We start from the raw sequence: 18935 nt of genomic DNA on the forward strand, positions 1-18935 counted from the left end.
CAGGATCGTGATGTCGTCAAAAAGAGACATTTAATTAAATGATTTATAATGGTTTTGTTTTTAAGTGCTACAGGTGTTGCTGATTGGCGACATAAGGCGCAAAAATCAACCAAAATCATTTGTAGCTCAAATTAGTATATTTCTCATATTTATCATTGTGTTAATAAAGTGTTTTGAATATTGGCACGGTTGCTGCATAATATTACGCAGTGGCTCATTCACCTTCTTATGTCAGCCCCTTCGGGACGCGCTACATAAACTTCGAATGACGCACAACAAGGTGCCTGCCGTCCAACTTCTGATATTAGCACTGCTATATCAATCTCCGGGCGAAACGTCGAGTTAGGCACCGCCTTATTCCATAACAAAGCCGGGTAAATCCCGGCTTTGTTGTATCTGGCGTTCCCCTCAGTTAGCATCAACTTATTCCCATCCATTGAGAGTAACGCCTTGAAGCGCTGGTCTGTTTTCCCCCGGTCTTTACGTCAGTTGGTTACGCTGGCATTTTTGCTGATTCTGCTGCCTCTATTAGTTCTGGCCTGGCAGGCATGGCAAAGTCTGAATGCCCTGAGCGCCCAGGCGGCGCTGACCAACCGTACCACGCTGGTTGACGCCCGGCGAAGCGAGGCGATGACCAACGCGGCGCTGGAGATGGAGCGCAGCTATCGGCAGTACTGCGTGCTGGATGACCCGACGCTGGCCAGGGTTTATCAGGGGCAGCGTAAGCGCTACAGCGACATGCTGGATGCCCATGCGGGCGTGTTGCCTGACGTTAAACTCTATCAGGCGCTGCGTCAGGATCTGAACGATCTCGCTCAATTGCAATGTAAAAACAGCGGCCCTGACAGCGTGGCGGCTGCACGTCTTGAGGCCTTTGCCAGTGCCAATACGGAAATGGTGCAGGCCACACGTACCGTGATCTTCTCGCGCGGTCAGCAGCTACAGCAAGAAATTGCGGAACGTGGCCAGTTCTTTGGCTGGCAGGCGCTGGTGCTGTTTCTCGTCAGTCTGGCGATGGTACTGCTGTTCACGCGGATGATTATCGGCCCGGTAAAAGCCATTGAACGAATGATCAACCGTCTGGGGGAAGGGCGTTCGTTGGGCAATACCGTTTCGTTTACCGGCCCGCGAGAGCTGCGTTCGGTGGGGCAGCGGATTATCTGGCTGAGTGAGCGCCTCTCGTGGCTTGAAAATCAGCGACATCAATTTTTACGCCATCTTTCACACGAACTCAAAACGCCGCTGGCGAGTATGCGCGAGGGAACCGAACTGCTGGCTGACCAGGTTGTCGGACCGCTGACGCCGGAACAAAAAGAGGTTGTCGGGATTCTGGATGACAGCAGCCGTAATCTGCAAAAACTGATTGAACAACTGCTGGATTACAACCGCAAGCTGGCCGATGACGCGATTGAGCTGGAAAGGGTTGAAATCGCCCCGCTCGTGGATAGCGTGGTTTCTGCACATAGTCTGCCCGCGCGCGCCAAAATGATACATACTGATGTGACGCTGGCGGAGAGCGCCTGCCTGGCAGAGCCGGTGCTGTTAACGAGCGTGCTGGACAATCTTTATTCCAATGCGGTGCACTATGGTGCTGAATCCGGTACCATTTGTATCCGCAGCAGTTTGCATGGCGCGACGGTGTACATTGACGTAATGAATACCGGCACACCGATTCCGCCAGCAGAAAAGACCATGATCTTCGAGCCTTTTTTCCAGGGAAGTCATCAGCGAAAAGGGGCGGTAAAAGGAAGCGGGTTAGGACTCAGTATCGCCAGGGATTGCATTCGCCGTATGCGGGGAGAACTGTATCTCGTTGACGATCATGCGCAAGGCGTTTGTTTCCGCATAGAGCTGCCGCTATCTGCAACGAAAAACCATTAAAATGAATCTAAGTCTGGTGAGTATGCCACACGTTGTTTTCCGAATGCTTAAACGACATTTTTTCCGCCGTGTATTATTACTGAGCTTGCCGTGCCTGGCGTTGGCTGGGTGTGTACCGAACGCGGTGGATCACATTATCGGCGATCCTTCGCAGGAGAAAATTCCGCCCCACCAACTGGCGGATTACCTTTCAACCGACTGCGCGGATATCTGGTCACTGCAGGGGCAGTCTACGGACACCAATCCTCTGTACTGGTTGCGCGCCATGGACTGCGCTGACCGCCTGATGCCAGTCCAGGCGCGTAGTGAAGCCAGTAGCTTGCTGACTGACACCTGGCAGGGGGCATTTAAGCGCGGGATCCTGCTTGCCAGCGCCAATATCACGCCGCCGGAAAGACGAGACGCAGTGACGCGACTCGATGCGCTAAGCCCGCAAATTCCGGCACAGGTTCGACCGCTTTATCAGGTCTGGTTTAGCGGGCAAACGCTGCAGTTACAGCTTGCTGAAGAACGTATGCGCTACAGCAAACTTCAGCAGGCGTCAGACAGCGATCTTGATACGCTGCGCCAGCAGCAACAGCATTTGCAGACACAGCTCGATCTCACCACCCGCAAACTGGAAAATCTGACGGATATCGAACGCCAGCTTTCCACGCGTAAGTCTGCTGGTAGCTACAATCCTGATGCACAGCACGGGAATGATAAACTCACCACGCCTGATAACGAGAATGGCTCTGCGCCGTCTGCTAATGAGGTAACGCCATGATAAGCCGTAAGTCCGCGCATTTACTGCTGGTTGATGACGATCCGGGATTGTTGAAATTACTCGGCATGCGTTTAACCAGCGAAGGCTACAGCGTTGTGACGGCGGAAAGCGGGCAGGAAGGGCTACGGGTGCTTAACCGTGAAAAGGTGGATCTGGTCATCAGCGATCTGCGCATGGATGAAATGGACGGCATGCAGTTGTTTAGCGAAATCCAGAAGGTGCAGCCGGGTATGCCGGTGATTATCCTCACCGCGCATGGTTCCATTCCTGACGCCGTGGCCGCGACCCAGCAGGGTGTTTTCAGCTTTCTCACTAAGCCGGTCGATAAAGACGCGTTATACAACGCCATTGACGGGGCGCTGGAACAATCTGCTCCGGCTACCGATGACGGCTGGCGTGAATCGATAGTCACCCGCAGCCCGTTGATGCTGCGCCTGTTAGAGCAGGCACGGATGGTGGCGCAATCGGACGTCAGCGTGCTGATTAACGGCCAAAGCGGCACCGGGAAAGAAATTTTCGCTCAGGCCATCCACAATGCCAGTCCGCGTAGCGGCAAACCCTTTATTGCCATTAACTGCGGCGCGTTGCCGGAACAGCTGCTTGAATCTGAGCTGTTTGGTCATGCGCGTGGTGCGTTTACCGGTGCGGTGAGCAATCGTGAAGGGCTGTTTCAGGCCGCCGAAGGCGGGACGCTGTTTCTTGATGAGATAGGCGACATGCCTGCGCCGCTGCAGGTTAAATTGCTGCGCGTATTGCAGGAACGTAAAGTCCGCCCTCTTGGCAGCAACCGTGATATCGACATTGATGTGCGGATTGTTTCTGCGACGCACCGTGACTTACCGAAAGCGATGGCGCGGGGGGAATTTCGCGAGGATCTCTACTATCGCCTCAATGTGGTGAGTCTGAAGATCCCGCCGCTGGCTGAACGTGCGGAAGACATTCCCCTGTTGGCTAACCATCTGTTGCGTCAGTCAGCGGAACGGCACAAACCGTTTGTGCGCGCATTCTCGACCGATGCCATGAAGCGTTTAATGACCGCCAGTTGGCCGGGCAACGTGCGTCAACTGGTCAACGTGATTGAACAATGCGTGGCGCTCACCTCATCGCCCGTGATCAGCGATGCGCTGGTGGATCAGGCGCTGGAAGGGGAAAATACCGCCCTGCCAACTTTTGTCGAAGCGCGTAATCAGTTTGAACTTAACTACCTGCGTAAGCTGCTGCAAATTACCAAAGGCAACGTGACCCATGCGGCGCGAATGGCGGGACGTAACCGGACGGAGTTCTACAAGTTGCTCTCTCGTCACGAGCTGGATGCAAACGATTTCAAAGAATAGTTTTCCGGATTATGTTAGGTTTATCCGATCAAAAGACAGGCGACCTTTTCAAGGAATAGCATGAAAAAGATTGATGCGATTATTAAACCCTTCAAGCTCGACGACGTCCGCGAAGCGCTGGCAGAAGTGGGTATTACCGGTATGACCGTAACGGAAGTGAAAGGCTTTGGCCGTCAGAAAGGTCATACTGAGCTGTACCGTGGCGCGGAGTACATGGTGGATTTTCTGCCGAAGGTAAAAATTGAAATTGTCGTCACCGACGATATCGTGGATACCTGTGTCGATACTATTATTCGCACGGCCCAGACGGGTAAAATTGGCGACGGCAAGATTTTTGTCTTTGACGTTGCGCGCGTGGTGCGTATTCGTACCGGTGAAGAAGACGACGCGGCAATCTAAGCCGCGCCGTGTTTGCCGGATGGCGGTGTAAACACCTCATCCGGCCTACAATATCCCGTAGGCCTGATAAGCGCAGCGCCATCCGGCATAACGTCATTACAGGACTTTATGCGGGCCGAAACATTCGTAATGAATGTTCTCGTTCTTCACGCCCAGATCAACTAACTGCTTCGCGGCAAACTGCATAAAGCCAACCGGACCACACAGATAAAACTGCATCGCCGGATCGCTGATTGCGCCTTCCAGTTTGTTCAGATCCATCAGTCCAACGCTGTCAAACACACCTTTCGCGCGATCGGCTTCGTTTGGCTCACGATACCAGGTATGCGCGCTAAAGCGCGGCAGCGTTTTGCCCAATTCATTCACTTCATCGGCAAAGGCATGCACATCGCCGTTTTCTGCCGCGTGGAACCAGTTCACCTGCGCCGTGTGTCCGGCTTTCGCCAGCGTATCCAGCATCGCCAGCATTGGCGTCTGACCCACGCCTGCGGAAATCAGTGACACTGGAGTGTCCGTTGCGACATCCATAAAGAAATCGCCCGCCGGTGCGGCCAGGTGAACGATGTCACCGACATTCGCGTGGTTGTGCAGCCAGGTTGAAACCTGACCGCCGTCTTCACGCTTAACGGCAATACGGTAGCCTTTGCCGTTCGGTTTGCGGGTCAGAGAGTACTGACGAATTTCCTGATGCGGAAAACCTTCCGGTTTCAGCCAGACGCCCAGGTATTGTCCTGGATGGTATTCAGCCACCGCGCCGCCATCGACGGGTTCGAACTCAAAGCTGGTGATCGCGAGACTTTGCGGTGTTTTTGCCACGATGCGGAAAGGACGAGTCCCTTCCCAGCCGCCATTTTTTTGGGCGTTCTCGCTGTAAATCTGCGCTTCACGGTTGATGAAGACGTTTGCCAGCACGCCATACGCTTTGCCCCATGCGTCCAGAACTTCCTGGCCCGGGCTGAACATCTCGTCCAGCGTTGCCAGCAGGTGACCGCCCACGATGTTGTACTGTTCGGGCTGAATCTGGAAGCTGGTATGCTTCTGGGCAATTTTCTCGACCGCAGGCAATAGCGCCGCCAGGTTTTCGATATTACTGGCGTAAGCGGCGATGGCGTTAAACAACGCTTCACGCTGATCGCCATTACGCTGGTTACTCATGTTGAAAATTTCTTTGAGTTCAGGGTTATGCGTAAACATGCGATCGTAGAAATGGGCGGTCAGCTTCGGACCTGTTTCGACCAGCAGGGGAATAGTGGCTTTCACTGTAGCGATGGTTTGTGCGTCAAGCATACGGTCTTCCTTTATCTGAGACTTTAATGATGTATATCAAATGCATCTTATAAAAAATACCCCTGCATTGTAAATGGTTCTTTGTAACTTTGCGTTGTAAAGGTTACAACGTGACAAATCTGCATCACAAACCTGAAAAGAAATCCGTTGAATTTCGCCATCTCTTTATTCTCCAAAGCCTTGTGTGCTGTGAAGGTAATCGTTTGCGTAAAATCCTTTGTCAAGACCTGTTATCGAGGAATGATTCGGTTATACTGTTGGCCGTTGTCCTACGGACCGCCTTTATAAGGCCAAAAATTTTATCGTTAGCTGAGTCAGGAGATGCGGATGTTAAAGCGTGAAATGAACATTGCCGATTATGATGCCGAACTGTGGCAGGCTATGGAGCAGGAAAAAGTACGTCAGGAAGAGCACATCGAACTGATCGCCTCCGAAAACTACACCAGCCCGCGCGTAATGCAGGCGCAGGGTTCTCAGCTGACCAACAAATACGCTGAAGGCTATCCGGGCAAGCGCTACTACGGCGGTTGCGAATACGTGGATATCGTTGAGCAACTGGCGATTGACCGCGCAAAAGAGCTGTTTGGCGCAGACTACGCTAACGTCCAGCCGCACTCTGGTTCTCAGGCTAACTTTGCGGTCTACACCGCGCTGCTGCAGCCGGGCGATACCGTTCTGGGTATGAACCTGGCGCAAGGCGGTCACCTGACTCACGGTTCCCCGGTAAACTTCTCCGGCAAACTGTACAACATCGTCCCTTACGGCATCGATGAATCCGGTAAAATTGACTACGAAGACATGGCTAAGCAGGCCAAAGAGCACAAACCGAAGATGATTATCGGTGGCTTTTCTGCTTACTCCGGCGTGGTTGACTGGGCAAAAATGCGTGAAATCGCCGACAGCATCGGCGCATACCTGTTCGTAGATATGGCGCACGTTGCCGGTCTTATCGCCGCTGGCGTATACCCGAACCCGGTTCCGCATGCTCACGTTGTCACCACCACTACCCATAAAACCCTGGCGGGTCCGCGCGGCGGCCTGATCCTGGCGAAAGACGGTAGCGAAGAGCTGTACAAAAAACTGAACTCTGCCGTATTCCCAAGCGCGCAGGGCGGCCCGCTGATGCACGTGATCGCGGCGAAAGCCGTGGCGCTGAAAGAAGCGATGGAGCCAGAGTTCAAAGTTTACCAGCAGCAAGTTGCGAAAAACGCTAAAGCGATGGTCGAAGTGTTCCTGAACCGCGGCTACAAAGTGGTTTCTGGCGGGACTGAAAATCACCTGTTCCTGCTGGATCTGGTCGACAAAAACCTGACCGGTAAAGAAGCCGACGCCGCGCTGGGCCGTGCGAACATTACTGTTAACAAAAACAGCGTACCGAACGATCCGAAGAGCCCGTTTGTGACGTCTGGTGTGCGTATCGGTTCTCCGGCTGTGACCCGTCGCGGCTTCAAAGAAGCAGAAGTGAAAGAGCTGGCTGGCTGGATGTGTGACATTCTGGACAACATCAATGATGAAGCCACTATTGAACGCATTAAAGCAAAAGTGCTGGATATCTGCGCACGCTTCCCGGTTTACGCGTAAGTCATACTGATTGCCGGATGGCGGTGTAAACACCTTTTCCGGCCTACAGGTAACTCACGTGTAGGCCGGATAAACGAAGTGCCATCCGGCAGTTATATGGACTTAAGCAAGATTGTTTCATCGACCAAAGCCGCCACTGGCGGCTTTTTCTTTGCCTGAATCCATTTTCTCAATAAACGTATTTCTCGGCCCTGATTCAACGTTACTGCGCCAACAATCACGCCATCCCGCAGGTTGAACCATATTGCTTTCTGCGCATCTGAATCGCCGCGTATGAGCCAGCTATCTCCCTGCATATCGCCGACAAACTGAAGATTATCGTGGTATTGATCGGTCCAGAACCAGCCTGGAGTCTTCTCCGGCAACGGCAGATTGAGCATCGCCGCAACGGCAGTTTGCGCCTGATTATTGGCGTTTTCCCAGCTTTCACAACGCTGCAGCGTTCCGTCTGGCAAACGCTGTACCGCCACATCACCGGCGGCAAAAATGTTCGGAGCAACGGTTGTGCATGAAGCATCAATGATAATGCCGTTTGCTACATCAAGACCTGCTTCACGGGCAAGTCCGTCGTTGGCGACAATCCCGATACCGTAAATCACGCTGTCTGCCTGAAACTGCTCACCACTTTGCAACGTAAGAGTTAGGCGCTCTCCCTCTGACACCTGCTCAATCGCATTGTTGAGAATAAGATGTACGCCTGCCTGCTGATGACGGGCGGTCAGGTAACGTTGTATCGGCGGTGGGGCGTTGCGGCCCATCACCGTGGCGGCCAGTTCAATGACGGTGACCTTGCAACCACGCTGCGTGGCGCTGGCTGCCAGCTCAAGTCCAATGGTTCCAGCCCCGACAATCACAATCGACTGCCCGGGGCTGAGCGCCTGGCGCAGACGCGCCGCATCCCCGGCATGGCGCAGCGTGAAGCAGCGTTCTCCGAGCGTATCCAGTAGCGGAAACGGGCGCGCCGCTGCCCCCGTGGCAATCAGTAACCGATCCCACGGGTAGCTCTGCCCGTCAGCCAGTACCAGCACCTGCGTTTGTCGCCCGAGCGTGCGTACGGCTACGCCCAGATGCAGCTGAACGTGATTGTCCCGCCACCAGTCCGCGCTCAGCACCGGCTGCAGTTGCGGCGTGTCGTCCAGCAGCATGGCTTTGGAAAGCGGGGGGCGTTCGTAGGGCAGATGCGGCTCATCGGAAAACAGATGTATTTCGCCGTCAAATCCCTGCTGGCGTAGTGCGGCCGCAGCCATTGCAGCGGCCTGGCCGCCGCCAACAATAGCGATAGTTTTTATGTGCATAACCCCTCCTCAGAGATCCAGTCCGGCGGCAACGTGACGAATACCGCGAATGCCCAGACCGGCATCGGCATTGATCATCACGCCGCTCAACGTACGGTTGTTGCGCCGTGACGCCAGCATCACATACGGGCCGGTAAAATCGGCGGGTTCCGGGAAAAACTGCAGCGGTAAGATGGCGGCGATTTTTTCCGGTGTCAGCGACTGCATAATCGACGTATCGCTCTGGCCCAGCGCCTGTGGGCCGCGCAGATCGGTCGCCATACCGCATGGCCCTACGCCGTTGACGCGGACCTTCGGCGCTAACTCATAGGCTAACTGGCGAATCAGTCCGGTTGCCGCATGCTTGCTGGCGGTATACAGCGGACCGCCGCCGCCGGGGTACCATGCCGCATTGGAAAGGGTAAAAATGATGCTGCCTTCGCTGGCGATAAGCGCGGGGGCGCAGGCTTTGGCTCCCAGCAGATAACCCAGCACGTTGACGTTGAATAGCTCGTTAAAACCGGTCTCCAGCGCCTCAGCAGAGGTGTTCACCAGCGACGCGTTATGATCCCAAATTCCCGCATTGCCGATAAAGCAATCGAGCGTACCGTACTGTGCGAGGATCTTATCCACCGCACGCTGGTAGTCGGCGTAGCAGGTGACGTTTCCTTCCACCGCCAGCACGTGTTCGCCAAAACGCTGGCGCAGGCTGGCGACTTTGGCGCTCGACAGTTCGAGCGTTGCGACCTTCGCGCCTTCTTCAATAAAACGTTCGACCAGCGCCAGCCCAAGGCCGGAGCCACCGCCGGTAATAAAGACCACGTTATCGCGTAAATCGCTCATCAGGCCTCCTCTGGCATATCAATAAACACCTCTCCACCTTCTACGTATACCGGGTAGGTCGTCAGTGGATCGGTAGCGGGCAGGCACAGCGCCTTGCCGGTTTTCAGGCAGAAGCTGGCGGCATGCAGTGGACACTCCACGGTGGCATCGTCTTCCAGATAACCTTCTGACATCGAGGCGTTACCGTGGCTACAGCGATCGTTAATGGCGTAGAACTCACCGCCAACGTTAAACAGCGCGATGACCGGCGAGGTGTCGAGCCGCAGCGCTTCCCCCTCCGGTAAATCCCCTACGGGGCAGGCAAATACACGATTCATCAGAATAGTACACTCAGGTTATGGGAGGCGATCACCGCCTGATCCAGCACGATCTCTCGCTCCAGTAAACGCCACTCATCGCCCGGCAGACGGCGCACTTTGTCCACGCGCATACCAACGTAAAAGGTTTCATCCCGCTCTTTTTGTGCGCGATATAGCAGGTAGTTGAGGCGCACGCTGAACACGTCGGCAACGTCGGTTTCACTGACCTGGCAGTTGCTAATCAGATGACGGGTGCGTGACGGCGGCTCCTCCGCCCAGGCCATGCCGGTTTCCAGCCGTGCAATCCGGCGCTCGAGCTGATCTTTGTTGTCGTTGAAAATCCAGGTGGTCGGCGGCTGCACCCCTTTGCGGCGATCTCGGGTCTGAGCATTCACCGTGGTACGCATGGTGTAGCGGATCTCGTCGTCAAGCTGCGCCAGCCAGTCGCGAAATTTCCAGTCATCCAGCAGGCTGGCTTCGTGGTAAAGAAACTGGGTAATACGATGATGCAGTTCCAGAGAAACTAACGCGCTCATTTCATCACCTCCTGCTGGTAAGCGGTGGTTTTTTCCTGCACTTCTTGCCAGCTTTCGCTGCTGAGTAAATCGGCCCAGCGCTGGTACATGCCTCGCGCGGCGGTTTCGGAGAAGATGTAGTTAGTGATCCCCGGAATGCCGTCTTCACGGCGTTTTTCCTGACCTAATCCCATTTCCAGACACAGCTGGCTGTTACGCGCCCGGTGGCCCTTCAGTAGTTTTTGAATTTCACACCAGTTTTCTGAATCATCCTGCTCGAGGAATCCGGCCGGGCCAAAGGCGCGGGTGGCGCTGTTTTCAAACGCCGCTTTCACTTCATCAGAGGCCGCTTTGTCGGTAATACAGAACGCCCACACTTCGACCTGATCCGGCCCGCGCGGATGCCAGACGCGCAGCGTGGCGGTGCCGTTCAGCCAGGAAAGCGTAGGGAAAATATTGTTGTGACCGGCCAGGCGCAGGGCGCGAACTTTACCCAGACGCTGCTCAGCTTCGGCGTAGGTCTCGCGGTAGTAGCTCGAAACCTCACCGTCGACCCAGACGTTGGCATCGGGGTTTTCGGTAAAGAAAAATCCGCTGCCGTGACCGTCCTGACCAAATTGCAGCGCATCTTTGGCCGTTTCCCACACCGGACGCGCGGTTTGTCCGTCACCCAGACGCTTATCGCTACCGTCGTCTTTGGCCCCCAGCACCTGCACGGCAGAGGCGTGGCTGAACAGTGCGTGGTACTGGTCGCTGGCAAACTGCTCTGCGGGGAATTTCCAGTTGCAGTCGATCACCCATTTCTGTACGCCACCGACAATTTCAGTGCCGCCTTCGCGACGATCCAGCACGCCGTCCAGATACCAGGCGATATCGCCGAGATAATCACGTAGCGCAGGCGCGGTAGTGTCCCAGTTACCGAAAATCAGCCCTTTGTAGCTCTCGACGCCGGGAACTTCGTTCAACCCCCAGTGGGACTTGCACAGCCCTTGCGGGTAGGCGCGTGGCTCCAGTGGCACGTCGATCAGCTCACCGTTAATGCCGTAAGACCAGCCGTGATACGGGCAGGTGAAGGCACGGGTGTTACCACAATCGGCGTAGCTGACGCGCATGGCGCGGTGACGACACTGGTTGAGAAAGGCTTTGATGCTGCCATCTTTCTGACGTACCACGACGACCGCATCCTCGCCCATGTAAGTGTTAAAAAAATCACCGGGCTTGGGGATTTGGCTTTCGTGGGCGAGAAACAGCCAGCAGCGTCCGAAGATGCGTTCCAGCTCCAGTTGGTAAATGTCAGGGTCGGTATAAATTCGTGGGGTTACGCGACCGTTTTGCGTGTCGATCAGTGAGTAGATGTCTAAATTTGAGGGTGTGGTCATATTTTTTAATCCTGAAAGCTAAGATGTATTGACCTTCTTTTTTTGTGCCATAAGGATGTTGCTGGTTGGTTATCAATCTGTGAAATAGTAAATATCTACCAGCTGAGACGTTTTTTCGATAACAAGGAGCAGGTCATGGAACTGAGGCACTTACGCTATTTCGTCGCGGTGGCGCAGGCGCTGAATTTCACCCGTGCGGCAGAGAAGTTGCATACCTCTCAGCCGTCGTTAAGCAGCCAGATCCGCGATCTGGAAGCCTGTGTCGGGGTGACGCTGCTGGTACGCGATAAACGGAAAGTTGCCCTGACGGCGGCGGGGGAATGCTTTCTGCAGGATGCGCTGGCAATCCTCGAACAGGCGGAAAACGCCAAAATTCGTGCCCGTAAGGCAGTGCAGGAAGACAACCATTTCTCGATTGGATTTGTCCCTTCCGCAGAGGTGAATCTGCTGCCGAAGGTGCTGCCGCTGTTCCGATTAAAACAACCGGACACACATATTGAACTGGTGAGCCTGATAACCACCGAGCAGGAAGAGAAGATCCTGCGCGGGGAGCTGGATGTGGGCTTAATGCGCCATCCGGTTTACAGTCCGGAACTTGACTATCTGGAGCTGATTCATGAACCGCTGGTCGTGGTACTGCCGGTTAACCATCCGTTAGCCAGCGAGAAGACGATATCGGCACAGCAACTGCACGGCGTGAATTTTGTCAGTACCGATCCGGCCTATTCCGGCGCGCTAGCGAAGATTGTCAAAACGTGGTTTCAGCAGCAGGAAAGCCAGCCCAATATCGTGCAGGTCGCTACCAATATTCTGGTAACCATGAACCTGGTCGGCATGGGGCTGGGTGTGACTTTGATACCCGGTTATATGAATAATTTTAATACCGGTCAGGTGGTTTTTCGCCCAATTGCGGGCGATGCCCCGACCATCGCGTTGCTGATGGCCTGGAAAAGGGGCGAGTTGAAGCCCGCCCTGCGGGATTTTATTGAGTTGGTGCAGCGGGGCCTGCTAGCGCCGGTTGAGGCCGAAGGCTGAAAACTGGCGATGTCCGGCCCAGATACCGTTGGTTAACCCTTGGTAGATTATTCGCAGAAAGCGCGTTTCAACGTCGAACTCATCCTCATGTGTCTGTTGCGCCGTAACCTGATGGGTTTTATTTACCACGACGTTCCAACTTTCACCATCAAGTGAGCTCTGGATGACATAGGCGTAAACCGCGTTTTCGTTGAAGACAATTTTGGTGGACGTAACGGGCTGAACAATGCCGAGATCAACCTGCCAGTAATGACCCACTTCGGCGTCGGCCGCTATCCATGATGTTGATGGATTGCCGTCATTGCCGCGTAAAGGCCCATAGTTCAGTGACTTCATGCTATCGGTATGTGCAGGTTGCCCTAAGGCCAGGTCCGTTTTGGCCTCCTGGTCAGGAACCACAGTAGTGAACAGCGCGCGTATTTCCGCAATATCCAGTTGGGTGCATGGCATGAAGTCATCTGAGGCCAAATAACGGTAAAGCGCGCTTTTTAGCTGCTCGCTAACGCCAGTGTGTGAGTGGGTCTCAATATTTAGCGTACATACCATCAGCCGACCCTGGCCCACCTGGCATTCGAAAAGGTTCGTGCTTTTGTGATTATGGAAAAAGTTAGGCGTCAGCAACGTTAAGGGCTTGCAGCGTTCAAGTGAATCTATATTCATTGCAAAACTATTTTCCAGCAATGATTTCCACTCCAGAGTCGCATAGTTTTCGCAAGGGAAATAGCGGCTAAACAGCGGGTGTTGATTATTAATGACCATCCCACAGGGATCTTTACTGGCAAAATGTACCGGGCTCCAGAAGACCGGAAACCAGGTACTGGTTGCGAGTTGCGCCACCTGATTTGGGGTGGGTAGCAACAGGATATTTTCCCCATTCTGCAAACGTGTTTCTATGGTTGGAGACCATTCATTGCAGAGGCTTATTGATGTTGGAAGTGAGGTTGATTCATTCTTTCCATAGACCCAAATATCCCATTGATTTTGATACGGGGTATCACGGATTTCGGCTTTGATCTGCATCGCCTGCCTTCCTGTTACTTGACTGAAAGGGGCGGAATGAATTGTCAGCGGCTGCTTCAGCAGCCCGAGAGGTACTTCATCAATAAATATATTCTGGGCAAACAGCACCTGCTGATTTTCGCCAATAATCTGTATTTGCAGCGTCACCTGATGAAGCGGATGTGCACCATAATGAGCAATTTGCACCTCTGCGACAAAATCATCATCACAGGTATAGAACAAAGTGGGTATCATCACCAGTGGTACGGTTTCACAGCAAAAATGGCGAAATGCTTCTGCGGGAACGATATTTTTACTGGCATAAAATGCATCAAGAATACCGACGGTTGCGGTGCTCTGCCCCGGAAAATCATGCAGGCTCAGTAGTTGTATACCGCCCATATTCCGGGTGCGCAGAGCGGCTTCTATTTCCATTTTATACAGCAATAAGGCTAGCTTGCCGGATGAGTGAATAAAGTCATTAAGATACGGCAGCAGATTTTTTTGCTCGAGATCATCGCGAATGCGCTGCAAATTCACTGGCGTTAAGCATCCGGTATAACGGGGAATTTCGGCTACGTTAGGGTAAATAACGTATTGTCCAACCTCATGAGAGATAACTGGGATCCGCTGTGTCTGGATGCCGGTCAAAAAATTCAGCGTGGTGGTTTCTGCCAGTTGATCGAGAAAGTATTGCCCGCGAACGCCTATTCCCTTCGACGATTGGGTGATGAAGAGATCGTCCTCTTCTGTAACCGTACGATCCCAGTTGCTGGTTAACGTATAGAGGATCTGCGGTTGAATGTTTTTTAGCCGCTGCACAATATCACGCAGAAGCTGAAAGTCACCGTTTAATTCGTTGCCATTACTGAAAATACAAAACGAAGGGTGAATGGACCATGTTCTGATAATTCGCTCGGCCTCTTCGGGGAGCCAACGGTAATGTTCTGGATATTTGCCGACCGGAAAATCCATCCAGTTATCCATCCATACCGGGCCTTCCACCTGAAGATATAGTCCTTCGCGGTCGGCGCAAATAAAGGCCGCCTCAGGTGGACACCAGGAGTGAAAGCGGACGTGGTTAAGTCCATGACGTTTTAGCTGTTGGAACACATGTGTCCATTCTGTTTCCGTTGTTGGCGGATAGCCGGTCAATGGGTATATGCAGCAGTCTATATTGCCGCGTAAGAAACGTGGTGTGCCGTTAATTTTCAACACGCTGTCGTGAGTGCTGAGTTGGCGGAATCCGGTGGTTTTTTCTATTACGGCGGTGATGGATGATGAGTCCGCGAGGTTCCGGATTTCGACCGCTAATAGATACTGATGTGGTGTAAATTCGTCCCACAATACAACGTGGTCGGCGAGTAAAAAATCGAGGGTAATCGTCTGTTGATCGGGGTTAGTCTGTTGAGATTGAACTTCTTGCTGAACGACACGACCGTCCTGTTCGCGAAGGGTTAAGGTGAGTATGATATTCCGCCAGTCGGCAATGACCGACTCCTTATCGATACATACTTTCGTCTGTCGACTCAGGCTATCCATGGTCACCAGCAGGTGATTCAGACGATGGCGATCTTGAATTTGTAGCTCAACTTTACCAACAATGCCGTTCCAGATAGTTTGCGTTTGATCGGTACGGGCACTGGGCCAATTGCCGAGGTTCTGGATATCGCGATTGTCGATTCGCAACGTAACCTGCTGTGTTTTCCCTTCGCTGATATAGCGAGTGATATCAAATTGATGTGGGGTCGAGAGGCTATCCTGGCGACCTAAGGTAAAGCCATCGACCCATAGCTGTGTTTCACCCATAATGCGTTCGAGAAATAAAATCACCCGACGATTGACGCCGATGTCTGTCAGGCAAATATCCGTTTGATACCAGACCGCCCCCTGGTACGTATAGTCAGTTCTCAGGCATTGTACGGCTTCTTTGGTTAGGCCTGGCGCTAATACATTACACTCGCCCACTCTGTTTTCAGCACAGGTGCCGGGAATACGAAAGCGGGTAGAATCTAAGCTAGTTTCGAACCATTTTTCATCGGTTCCTGTGTCCTGAGGGTCTATTTTAACCCGCCACTCGCCCTGTAGATTCACTGTCTTTCCATCATGTAGCTGCATATGTTCTCCTTTGCGGATTGAACTTATCAGGAAAGAAAGGCGGCTTTTTCCCCTGGATATATACCGCCTTTCTGCAGGTTATTTAGCGAGTTTCTTTCAGTATTTTGTCGCATTTTTCATTGTATGCCTGACCGTTGCCGGTCATTGCCGCCTGAATGCACTCCTGGTATGCCATTGGTGAAAGGGGGTCATTGCTGTCATGTATCTGCGGCGCAGGTGATGAGCTGGCGCAGCCTGCGAGGAAGAGGGCCGCGAGTACAGGTAGATACTTTTTCATGATTTATCCCCGTTTTTATTTTTCATTGCGATAAAGGGTGAATAACAGCGCTTGCGAAGGAACGTCTTGCCAGCTTTTACCTCCATCGGAGGAGCGACGAAGTTTGCCACCTGAGTTGTGTGCCTTGTCGCTGCTCAGAGTGCCGTAGCTGTTTGTGCCAACGGCGTCGCTGGGGGATGAATCCTGTGAACTGAATATCATTGCGTACTGTTTGTGGGTATCAAGACCGGTTAAGCGTGGCCACAGCGAATAAATGGCGGGCTGTGCAGGCAGATTAAAAGGTGGGAGTGCGGCGCTGAACAGTATTTTCTCCGGTGTGCCGTGTGCATTAAGCTGCACAATCTGCACCCGGAAGTTATCGCCCGGTACCGCATTGACGTAATTCTCGAATAGCCAGAAATCGATCTTCGGCAGATCGCTGTGATTGAGGGTGAAGGTTTGCAGTAACTGATTCGGCCCCTGAAGATCGAAGCGTTTTTCCCCACTTTGCGGTCCATCGCTGACGATACGCATTGCCGGAACGTTACTCGCAGCGTGGTAGGCGTTGATCTGCGGTGGCTGAACGTTCCCTTTACTGTCGAGATAGCTGAGGCGAATCTGGCGGGTGTTCACTGTCGGAAAAGCAAAGCTGCGGCGATCGCCAAGCAGATAACCACGGGTCAGTGGGTGCCACTGCACGCCATCATCCCATGACAGCGTGTAGTTGCGCATGGCGAACGGCGTGGGTTCCTGAATCGTAATCTGGTTCAGGCGGGTAGGGTGCGGGAAGGTCAACGTAAAGCTGTTATCCGCTTCACGTAGCTTCAGTCCAGCGGCCAGATCGCGCGGTGGCTGCACCGAGCTTTGCGGAGTAGGAGTAAAGTGCAAAATAGCCGTTTCACCCGCCGCGAGACGATAGTGAATTGCGTCGGTTTTTTGCTGCCAGCTCATGCCGTCGTATAGACTGCTGACCTGCCACAGTGCCCGGCCTGTTAGCCCCAGCTCTAACGCCGACAGCTGCCACGTTTTTTCCGTATCGCCCCAATTGGTGAAGGCGACATATACGCTGCTATCGCTTGCTCGCTGCACCAGCACTTCTGGACTATGTTCACCCTGATGATAAACGTTATTCAACGTTAGCGGACGGGCAGCGATGCCGCTGGACGCCAGCGCCAGCAGCGATTTGTTTTCCAGCCACGCGCTACGGTCTTCATCGACAAATGGGAGGTTATCACCTGCCAGCCAATGTCCGCCGTCCATTGCCACAGCGGTCGCCAGTCTCAACGCAGCACGCTGCCCGGAGCGGGCGTCGCCCTGTAGCAGTTGTTCCGGCACAAACATATCTGCGTCGTTGTAACGATACAATGTGCCGTTACTCCACCACGACAGCGCGCTGTTAAACGCCTGGCGTTCGATGCCACTGTAATTGGCGACCCCCAGCGAGGTATCGCAGGCGGTACGTCGGCCCTGGGTAAAAGCGGCGGGCAACAGGGGGGAAATGGATGCATCAAGGAAGATTGGCCGACTGGCTTTTAATGCCTCGTCGCGCATAATCTGCATTCCAAGGCGGTAGTTCTGGATGCCGTTCACTGCCGGGTCGTGGTGCTGGCCTTCATACAGCCCCATATCAAGAAAATCGAGTTTGATGTAATCAAAGCCCCAGTCGATATAGTTTTTGATATTGCGCCGTACGATGTACTGTGCTGCCGGGTGTGACATATCCAGCGCATAGCTGCCGAGGTAGGTCTTAATTAGCTTACCGTCTTTCCCTTTCAGACAGGCGTCCCGGTGGGTAAATCCGGTGTTATCCACCGGTAGATCCAGCCAGTTTTCATAAATTGCAAATGGCGTCAGATAGCCGCCCGCCTTAAGGCCTTTTTGATGCACGTGGCTGGTGAAAGCGCTCATTCCCTGCGGATACCCATCGGGTTGAAAGCCTCCATCCATATTGACGTACTCATAGCCAAGCGGTTTGAGATGTTGGGCGATATAGTCGGTCATGGCGTACATATCACGTGCCTTGCCGTAGCTGTCGTGGGAATAGAAAGCGTTAAAACCCACCGGCACGTTACCCTGCCAGGACATACCCGGCTCACCCTGATTGTAGACTGTACCGTACGTCTCCAGGCCGTCACGATAGTCAGTGAAGTACCCGAGAAAAAATAGATCGGATGCCACATGCGTACCGTGCTGCTCTCCGCCCCAGTTGTACAGCGCAAAGCGGCTTAACGGTGCATTGGCACTTTTTGCCTCGCCTAACTGCTGACTGCTTTTCCATCGTTGTACTGTCGCCGCTCCTGCCACCAGACCGTGGCGATTGACGTTATCAAACAGCGCTGTTACCCAGTGGCTGATGCCGTTGAACTTCACCATCGGTTCCTGCGGGTCGGCAAAACGATCGGTACCGTTCTGGCTCAGACCAAATTGATTGACCGGCGCTACGCCAAAATCAAAATTGTTGGTATAGGGCGTGGTGTAAATGCGCTTATCGTGGCCCTTGCCAATATCCGCGAAGGTAGCTGATATCGGCGTGAGCCGGGTGATCGTTAGCGGCGTCGACGCGGAGACAGCCATATCACTCAGCAGCCAGGGACTGTTATCAAAAAACCAGAAATCGGTGGTTAACGCGCGCCCATTGGCAAAACGAGCGGTTAACACCAACTTATTGCCCTGACCCCAGCGCTTGTCGTAAACGGTTTGCCACTGGGGCGTACGCTGTGTTGCCGACTGGCTGTTTAGCGTCAGTGCTGGGTTTTGCAACTGCGCTTCACTGTGAAAGCGGGTAATAAGCGGAGTATTGCGCCACAGTAGTGAGCCTTCGCCCGCGTTGAGGTTATAGCGCAGCGTGTAATCACCGTGCTGAACGATGACCTCATTACCTCGCTGGCTGAACTGCGCCGCGTGGGCGCAGGGGAGCAGAACGATAAGCAGTAGCCCTACCCATTTCAGTTGTTTGTTCATCGAATTCT

Annotated in this window: 15 protein-coding genes; 6 read left to right on the forward strand and 9 right to left on the reverse strand. The window is 53.5% G+C overall.

What is annotated here, in order from left to right; all coding sequences use genetic code 11:
- Positions 1-450: 450 nt before the first annotated feature.
- The 4 genes from qseE to glnB are packed head-to-tail and all read left to right on the forward strand — an operon-like array spanning position 451 to position 4380.
- Positions 451-1881 carry a two component system sensor histidine kinase QseE/GlrK gene (gene qseE, locus JQ822_RS11540; protein WP_213133579.1) on the forward strand — a complete coding sequence of 477 codons (1431 nt, stop codon included), beginning with the start codon at positions 451-453 and terminating at the stop codon, positions 1879-1881.
- 22 nt (positions 1882-1903) lie between these two features.
- A complete protein-coding gene (gene qseG / locus JQ822_RS11545) occupies positions 1904-2647 on the forward strand; it encodes a two-component system QseEF-associated lipoprotein QseG (RefSeq protein WP_213133580.1) in 744 nt (247 codons plus the stop codon).
- Positions 2647-3981, forward strand: coding sequence for a two-component system response regulator GlrR (gene glrR, locus JQ822_RS11550; protein ID WP_342344243.1), 1335 nt, complete (start codon positions 2647-2649; stop codon positions 3979-3981). The genes qseG and glrR overlap by 1 nt, the downstream gene beginning before the upstream one ends.
- Before the next feature lie 60 nt (positions 3982-4041).
- A complete protein-coding gene (gene glnB / locus JQ822_RS11555; protein WP_002438074.1) occupies positions 4042-4380 on the forward strand; it encodes a nitrogen regulatory protein P-II in 339 nt (112 codons plus the stop codon).
- 96 nt (positions 4381-4476) lie between these two features.
- On the opposite strand, the gene hmpA is transcribed toward glnB, so the two are convergent.
- Positions 4477-5667: an NO-inducible flavohemoprotein gene (gene hmpA / locus JQ822_RS11560; RefSeq protein WP_213133582.1), complete on the reverse strand. Its 1191-nt coding sequence runs from the start codon at positions 5665-5667 to the stop codon at positions 4477-4479.
- A gap of 327 nt (positions 5668-5994) precedes the next feature.
- Between hmpA and glyA the strand changes: the two genes are divergently transcribed.
- Entirely contained in the window at positions 5995-7248 is a 1254-nt protein-coding gene (gene glyA / locus JQ822_RS11565) for a serine hydroxymethyltransferase (RefSeq protein WP_213133583.1), read from the forward strand.
- A gap of 92 nt (positions 7249-7340) precedes the next feature.
- On the opposite strand, the gene hcaD is transcribed toward glyA, so the two are convergent.
- Genes hcaD through hcaE form a run of 5 tightly spaced genes read right to left on the reverse strand, consistent with a single transcriptional unit; the run spans position 7341 to position 11558 of the window.
- Complete coding sequence (hcaD, locus tag JQ822_RS11570; protein ID WP_213133584.1) at positions 7341-8543, reverse strand: phenylpropionate dioxygenase ferredoxin reductase subunit; 1203 nt, start codon at positions 8541-8543, stop codon at positions 7341-7343.
- Positions 8544-8552: 9 nt separating this feature from the next.
- Positions 8553-9365 carry a 3-phenylpropionate-dihydrodiol/cinnamic acid-dihydrodiol dehydrogenase gene (gene hcaB, locus JQ822_RS11575; RefSeq protein WP_213133585.1) on the reverse strand — a complete coding sequence of 271 codons (813 nt, stop codon included), beginning with the start codon at positions 9363-9365 and terminating at the stop codon, positions 8553-8555.
- A complete protein-coding gene (hcaC, locus tag JQ822_RS11580) occupies positions 9365-9682 on the reverse strand; it encodes a 3-phenylpropionate/cinnamic acid dioxygenase ferredoxin subunit (protein WP_213133586.1) in 318 nt (105 codons plus the stop codon). Before hcaC ends, hcaB begins: the two co-directional genes overlap by 1 nt.
- Positions 9682-10200 carry a 3-phenylpropionate/cinnamic acid dioxygenase subunit beta gene (gene hcaF, locus JQ822_RS11585; RefSeq protein ID WP_213133587.1) on the reverse strand — a complete coding sequence of 173 codons (519 nt, stop codon included), beginning with the start codon at positions 10198-10200 and terminating at the stop codon, positions 9682-9684. The genes hcaC and hcaF overlap by 1 nt, the downstream gene beginning before the upstream one ends.
- Positions 10197-11558: a 3-phenylpropionate/cinnamic acid dioxygenase subunit alpha gene (gene hcaE / locus JQ822_RS11590; RefSeq protein WP_213133588.1), complete on the reverse strand. Its 1362-nt coding sequence runs from the start codon at positions 11556-11558 to the stop codon at positions 10197-10199. The genes hcaF and hcaE overlap by 4 nt, the downstream gene beginning before the upstream one ends.
- 135 nt (positions 11559-11693) lie before the next feature.
- Here hcaE and hcaR point away from each other — a divergent pair, with 135 nt between their 5' ends.
- On the forward strand, positions 11694-12593 hold the full coding sequence (gene hcaR, locus JQ822_RS11595; RefSeq protein ID WP_213133589.1) for a DNA-binding transcriptional regulator HcaR: 900 nt from the start codon (positions 11694-11696) through the stop codon (positions 12591-12593).
- On the opposite strand, the gene JQ822_RS11600 is transcribed toward hcaR, so the two are convergent.
- The 3 genes from JQ822_RS11600 to JQ822_RS11610 form a co-directional block, all read right to left on the reverse strand.
- Complete coding sequence (locus JQ822_RS11600) at positions 12567-15710, reverse strand: discoidin domain-containing protein (protein ID WP_213133590.1); 3144 nt, start codon at positions 15708-15710, stop codon at positions 12567-12569. The genes hcaR and JQ822_RS11600 overlap by 27 nt on opposite strands.
- Positions 15711-15792: 82 nt before the next feature.
- Positions 15793-15987 carry a ChiQ/YbfN family lipoprotein gene (locus JQ822_RS11605; RefSeq protein WP_213133591.1) on the reverse strand — a complete coding sequence of 65 codons (195 nt, stop codon included), beginning with the start codon at positions 15985-15987 and terminating at the stop codon, positions 15793-15795.
- Between the two features lie 15 nt (positions 15988-16002).
- Positions 16003-18927, reverse strand: a complete 2925-nt coding sequence (locus JQ822_RS11610; RefSeq protein WP_213133592.1) for a hypothetical protein — start codon at positions 18925-18927, stop codon at positions 16003-16005.
- Positions 18928-18935: the final 8 nt, after the last annotated feature.

The organism is Citrobacter sp. FP75, assembly GCF_018342065.1.
In the GTDB taxonomy this organism is placed as follows: Bacteria; Pseudomonadota; Gammaproteobacteria; order Enterobacterales; family Enterobacteriaceae; genus Citrobacter.

Excerpts from the sequence above, each read along its gene's own strand:
- JQ822_RS11605 (WP_213133591.1), bottom strand. The coding sequence starts at position 15,987 with ATGAAAAAGTATCTACCTGTACTCGCGGCCCTCTTCCTCGCAGGCTGC.
- hcaC (WP_213133586.1), bottom strand. The coding sequence starts at position 9,682 with ATGAATCGTGTATTTGCCTGCCCCGTAGGGGATTTACCGGAGGGGGAA.
- hmpA (WP_213133582.1), bottom strand. The coding sequence starts at position 5,667 with ATGCTTGACGCACAAACCATCGCTACAGTGAAAGCCACTATTCCCCTG.
- glnB (WP_002438074.1), top strand. The coding sequence starts at position 4,042 with ATGAAAAAGATTGATGCGATTATTAAACCCTTCAAGCTCGACGACGTC.
- JQ822_RS11600 (WP_213133590.1), bottom strand. The coding sequence starts at position 15,710 with ATGCAGCTACATGATGGAAAGACAGTGAATCTACAGGGCGAGTGGCGG.
- hcaE (WP_213133588.1), bottom strand. The coding sequence starts at position 11,558 with ATGACCACACCCTCAAATTTAGACATCTACTCACTGATCGACACGCAA.
- qseG (WP_213133580.1), top strand. The coding sequence starts at position 1,904 with ATGCCACACGTTGTTTTCCGAATGCTTAAACGACATTTTTTCCGCCGT.
- hcaR (WP_213133589.1), top strand. The coding sequence starts at position 11,694 with ATGGAACTGAGGCACTTACGCTATTTCGTCGCGGTGGCGCAGGCGCTG.
- hcaD (WP_213133584.1), bottom strand. The coding sequence starts at position 8,543 with ATGCACATAAAAACTATCGCTATTGTTGGCGGCGGCCAGGCCGCTGCA.
- glyA (WP_213133583.1), top strand. The coding sequence starts at position 5,995 with ATGTTAAAGCGTGAAATGAACATTGCCGATTATGATGCCGAACTGTGG.
- JQ822_RS11610 (WP_213133592.1), bottom strand. The coding sequence starts at position 18,927 with ATGAACAAACAACTGAAATGGGTAGGGCTACTGCTTATCGTTCTGCTC.
- hcaF (WP_213133587.1), bottom strand. The coding sequence starts at position 10,200 with ATGAGCGCGTTAGTTTCTCTGGAACTGCATCATCGTATTACCCAGTTT.
- hcaB (WP_213133585.1), bottom strand. The coding sequence starts at position 9,365 with ATGAGCGATTTACGCGATAACGTGGTCTTTATTACCGGCGGTGGCTCC.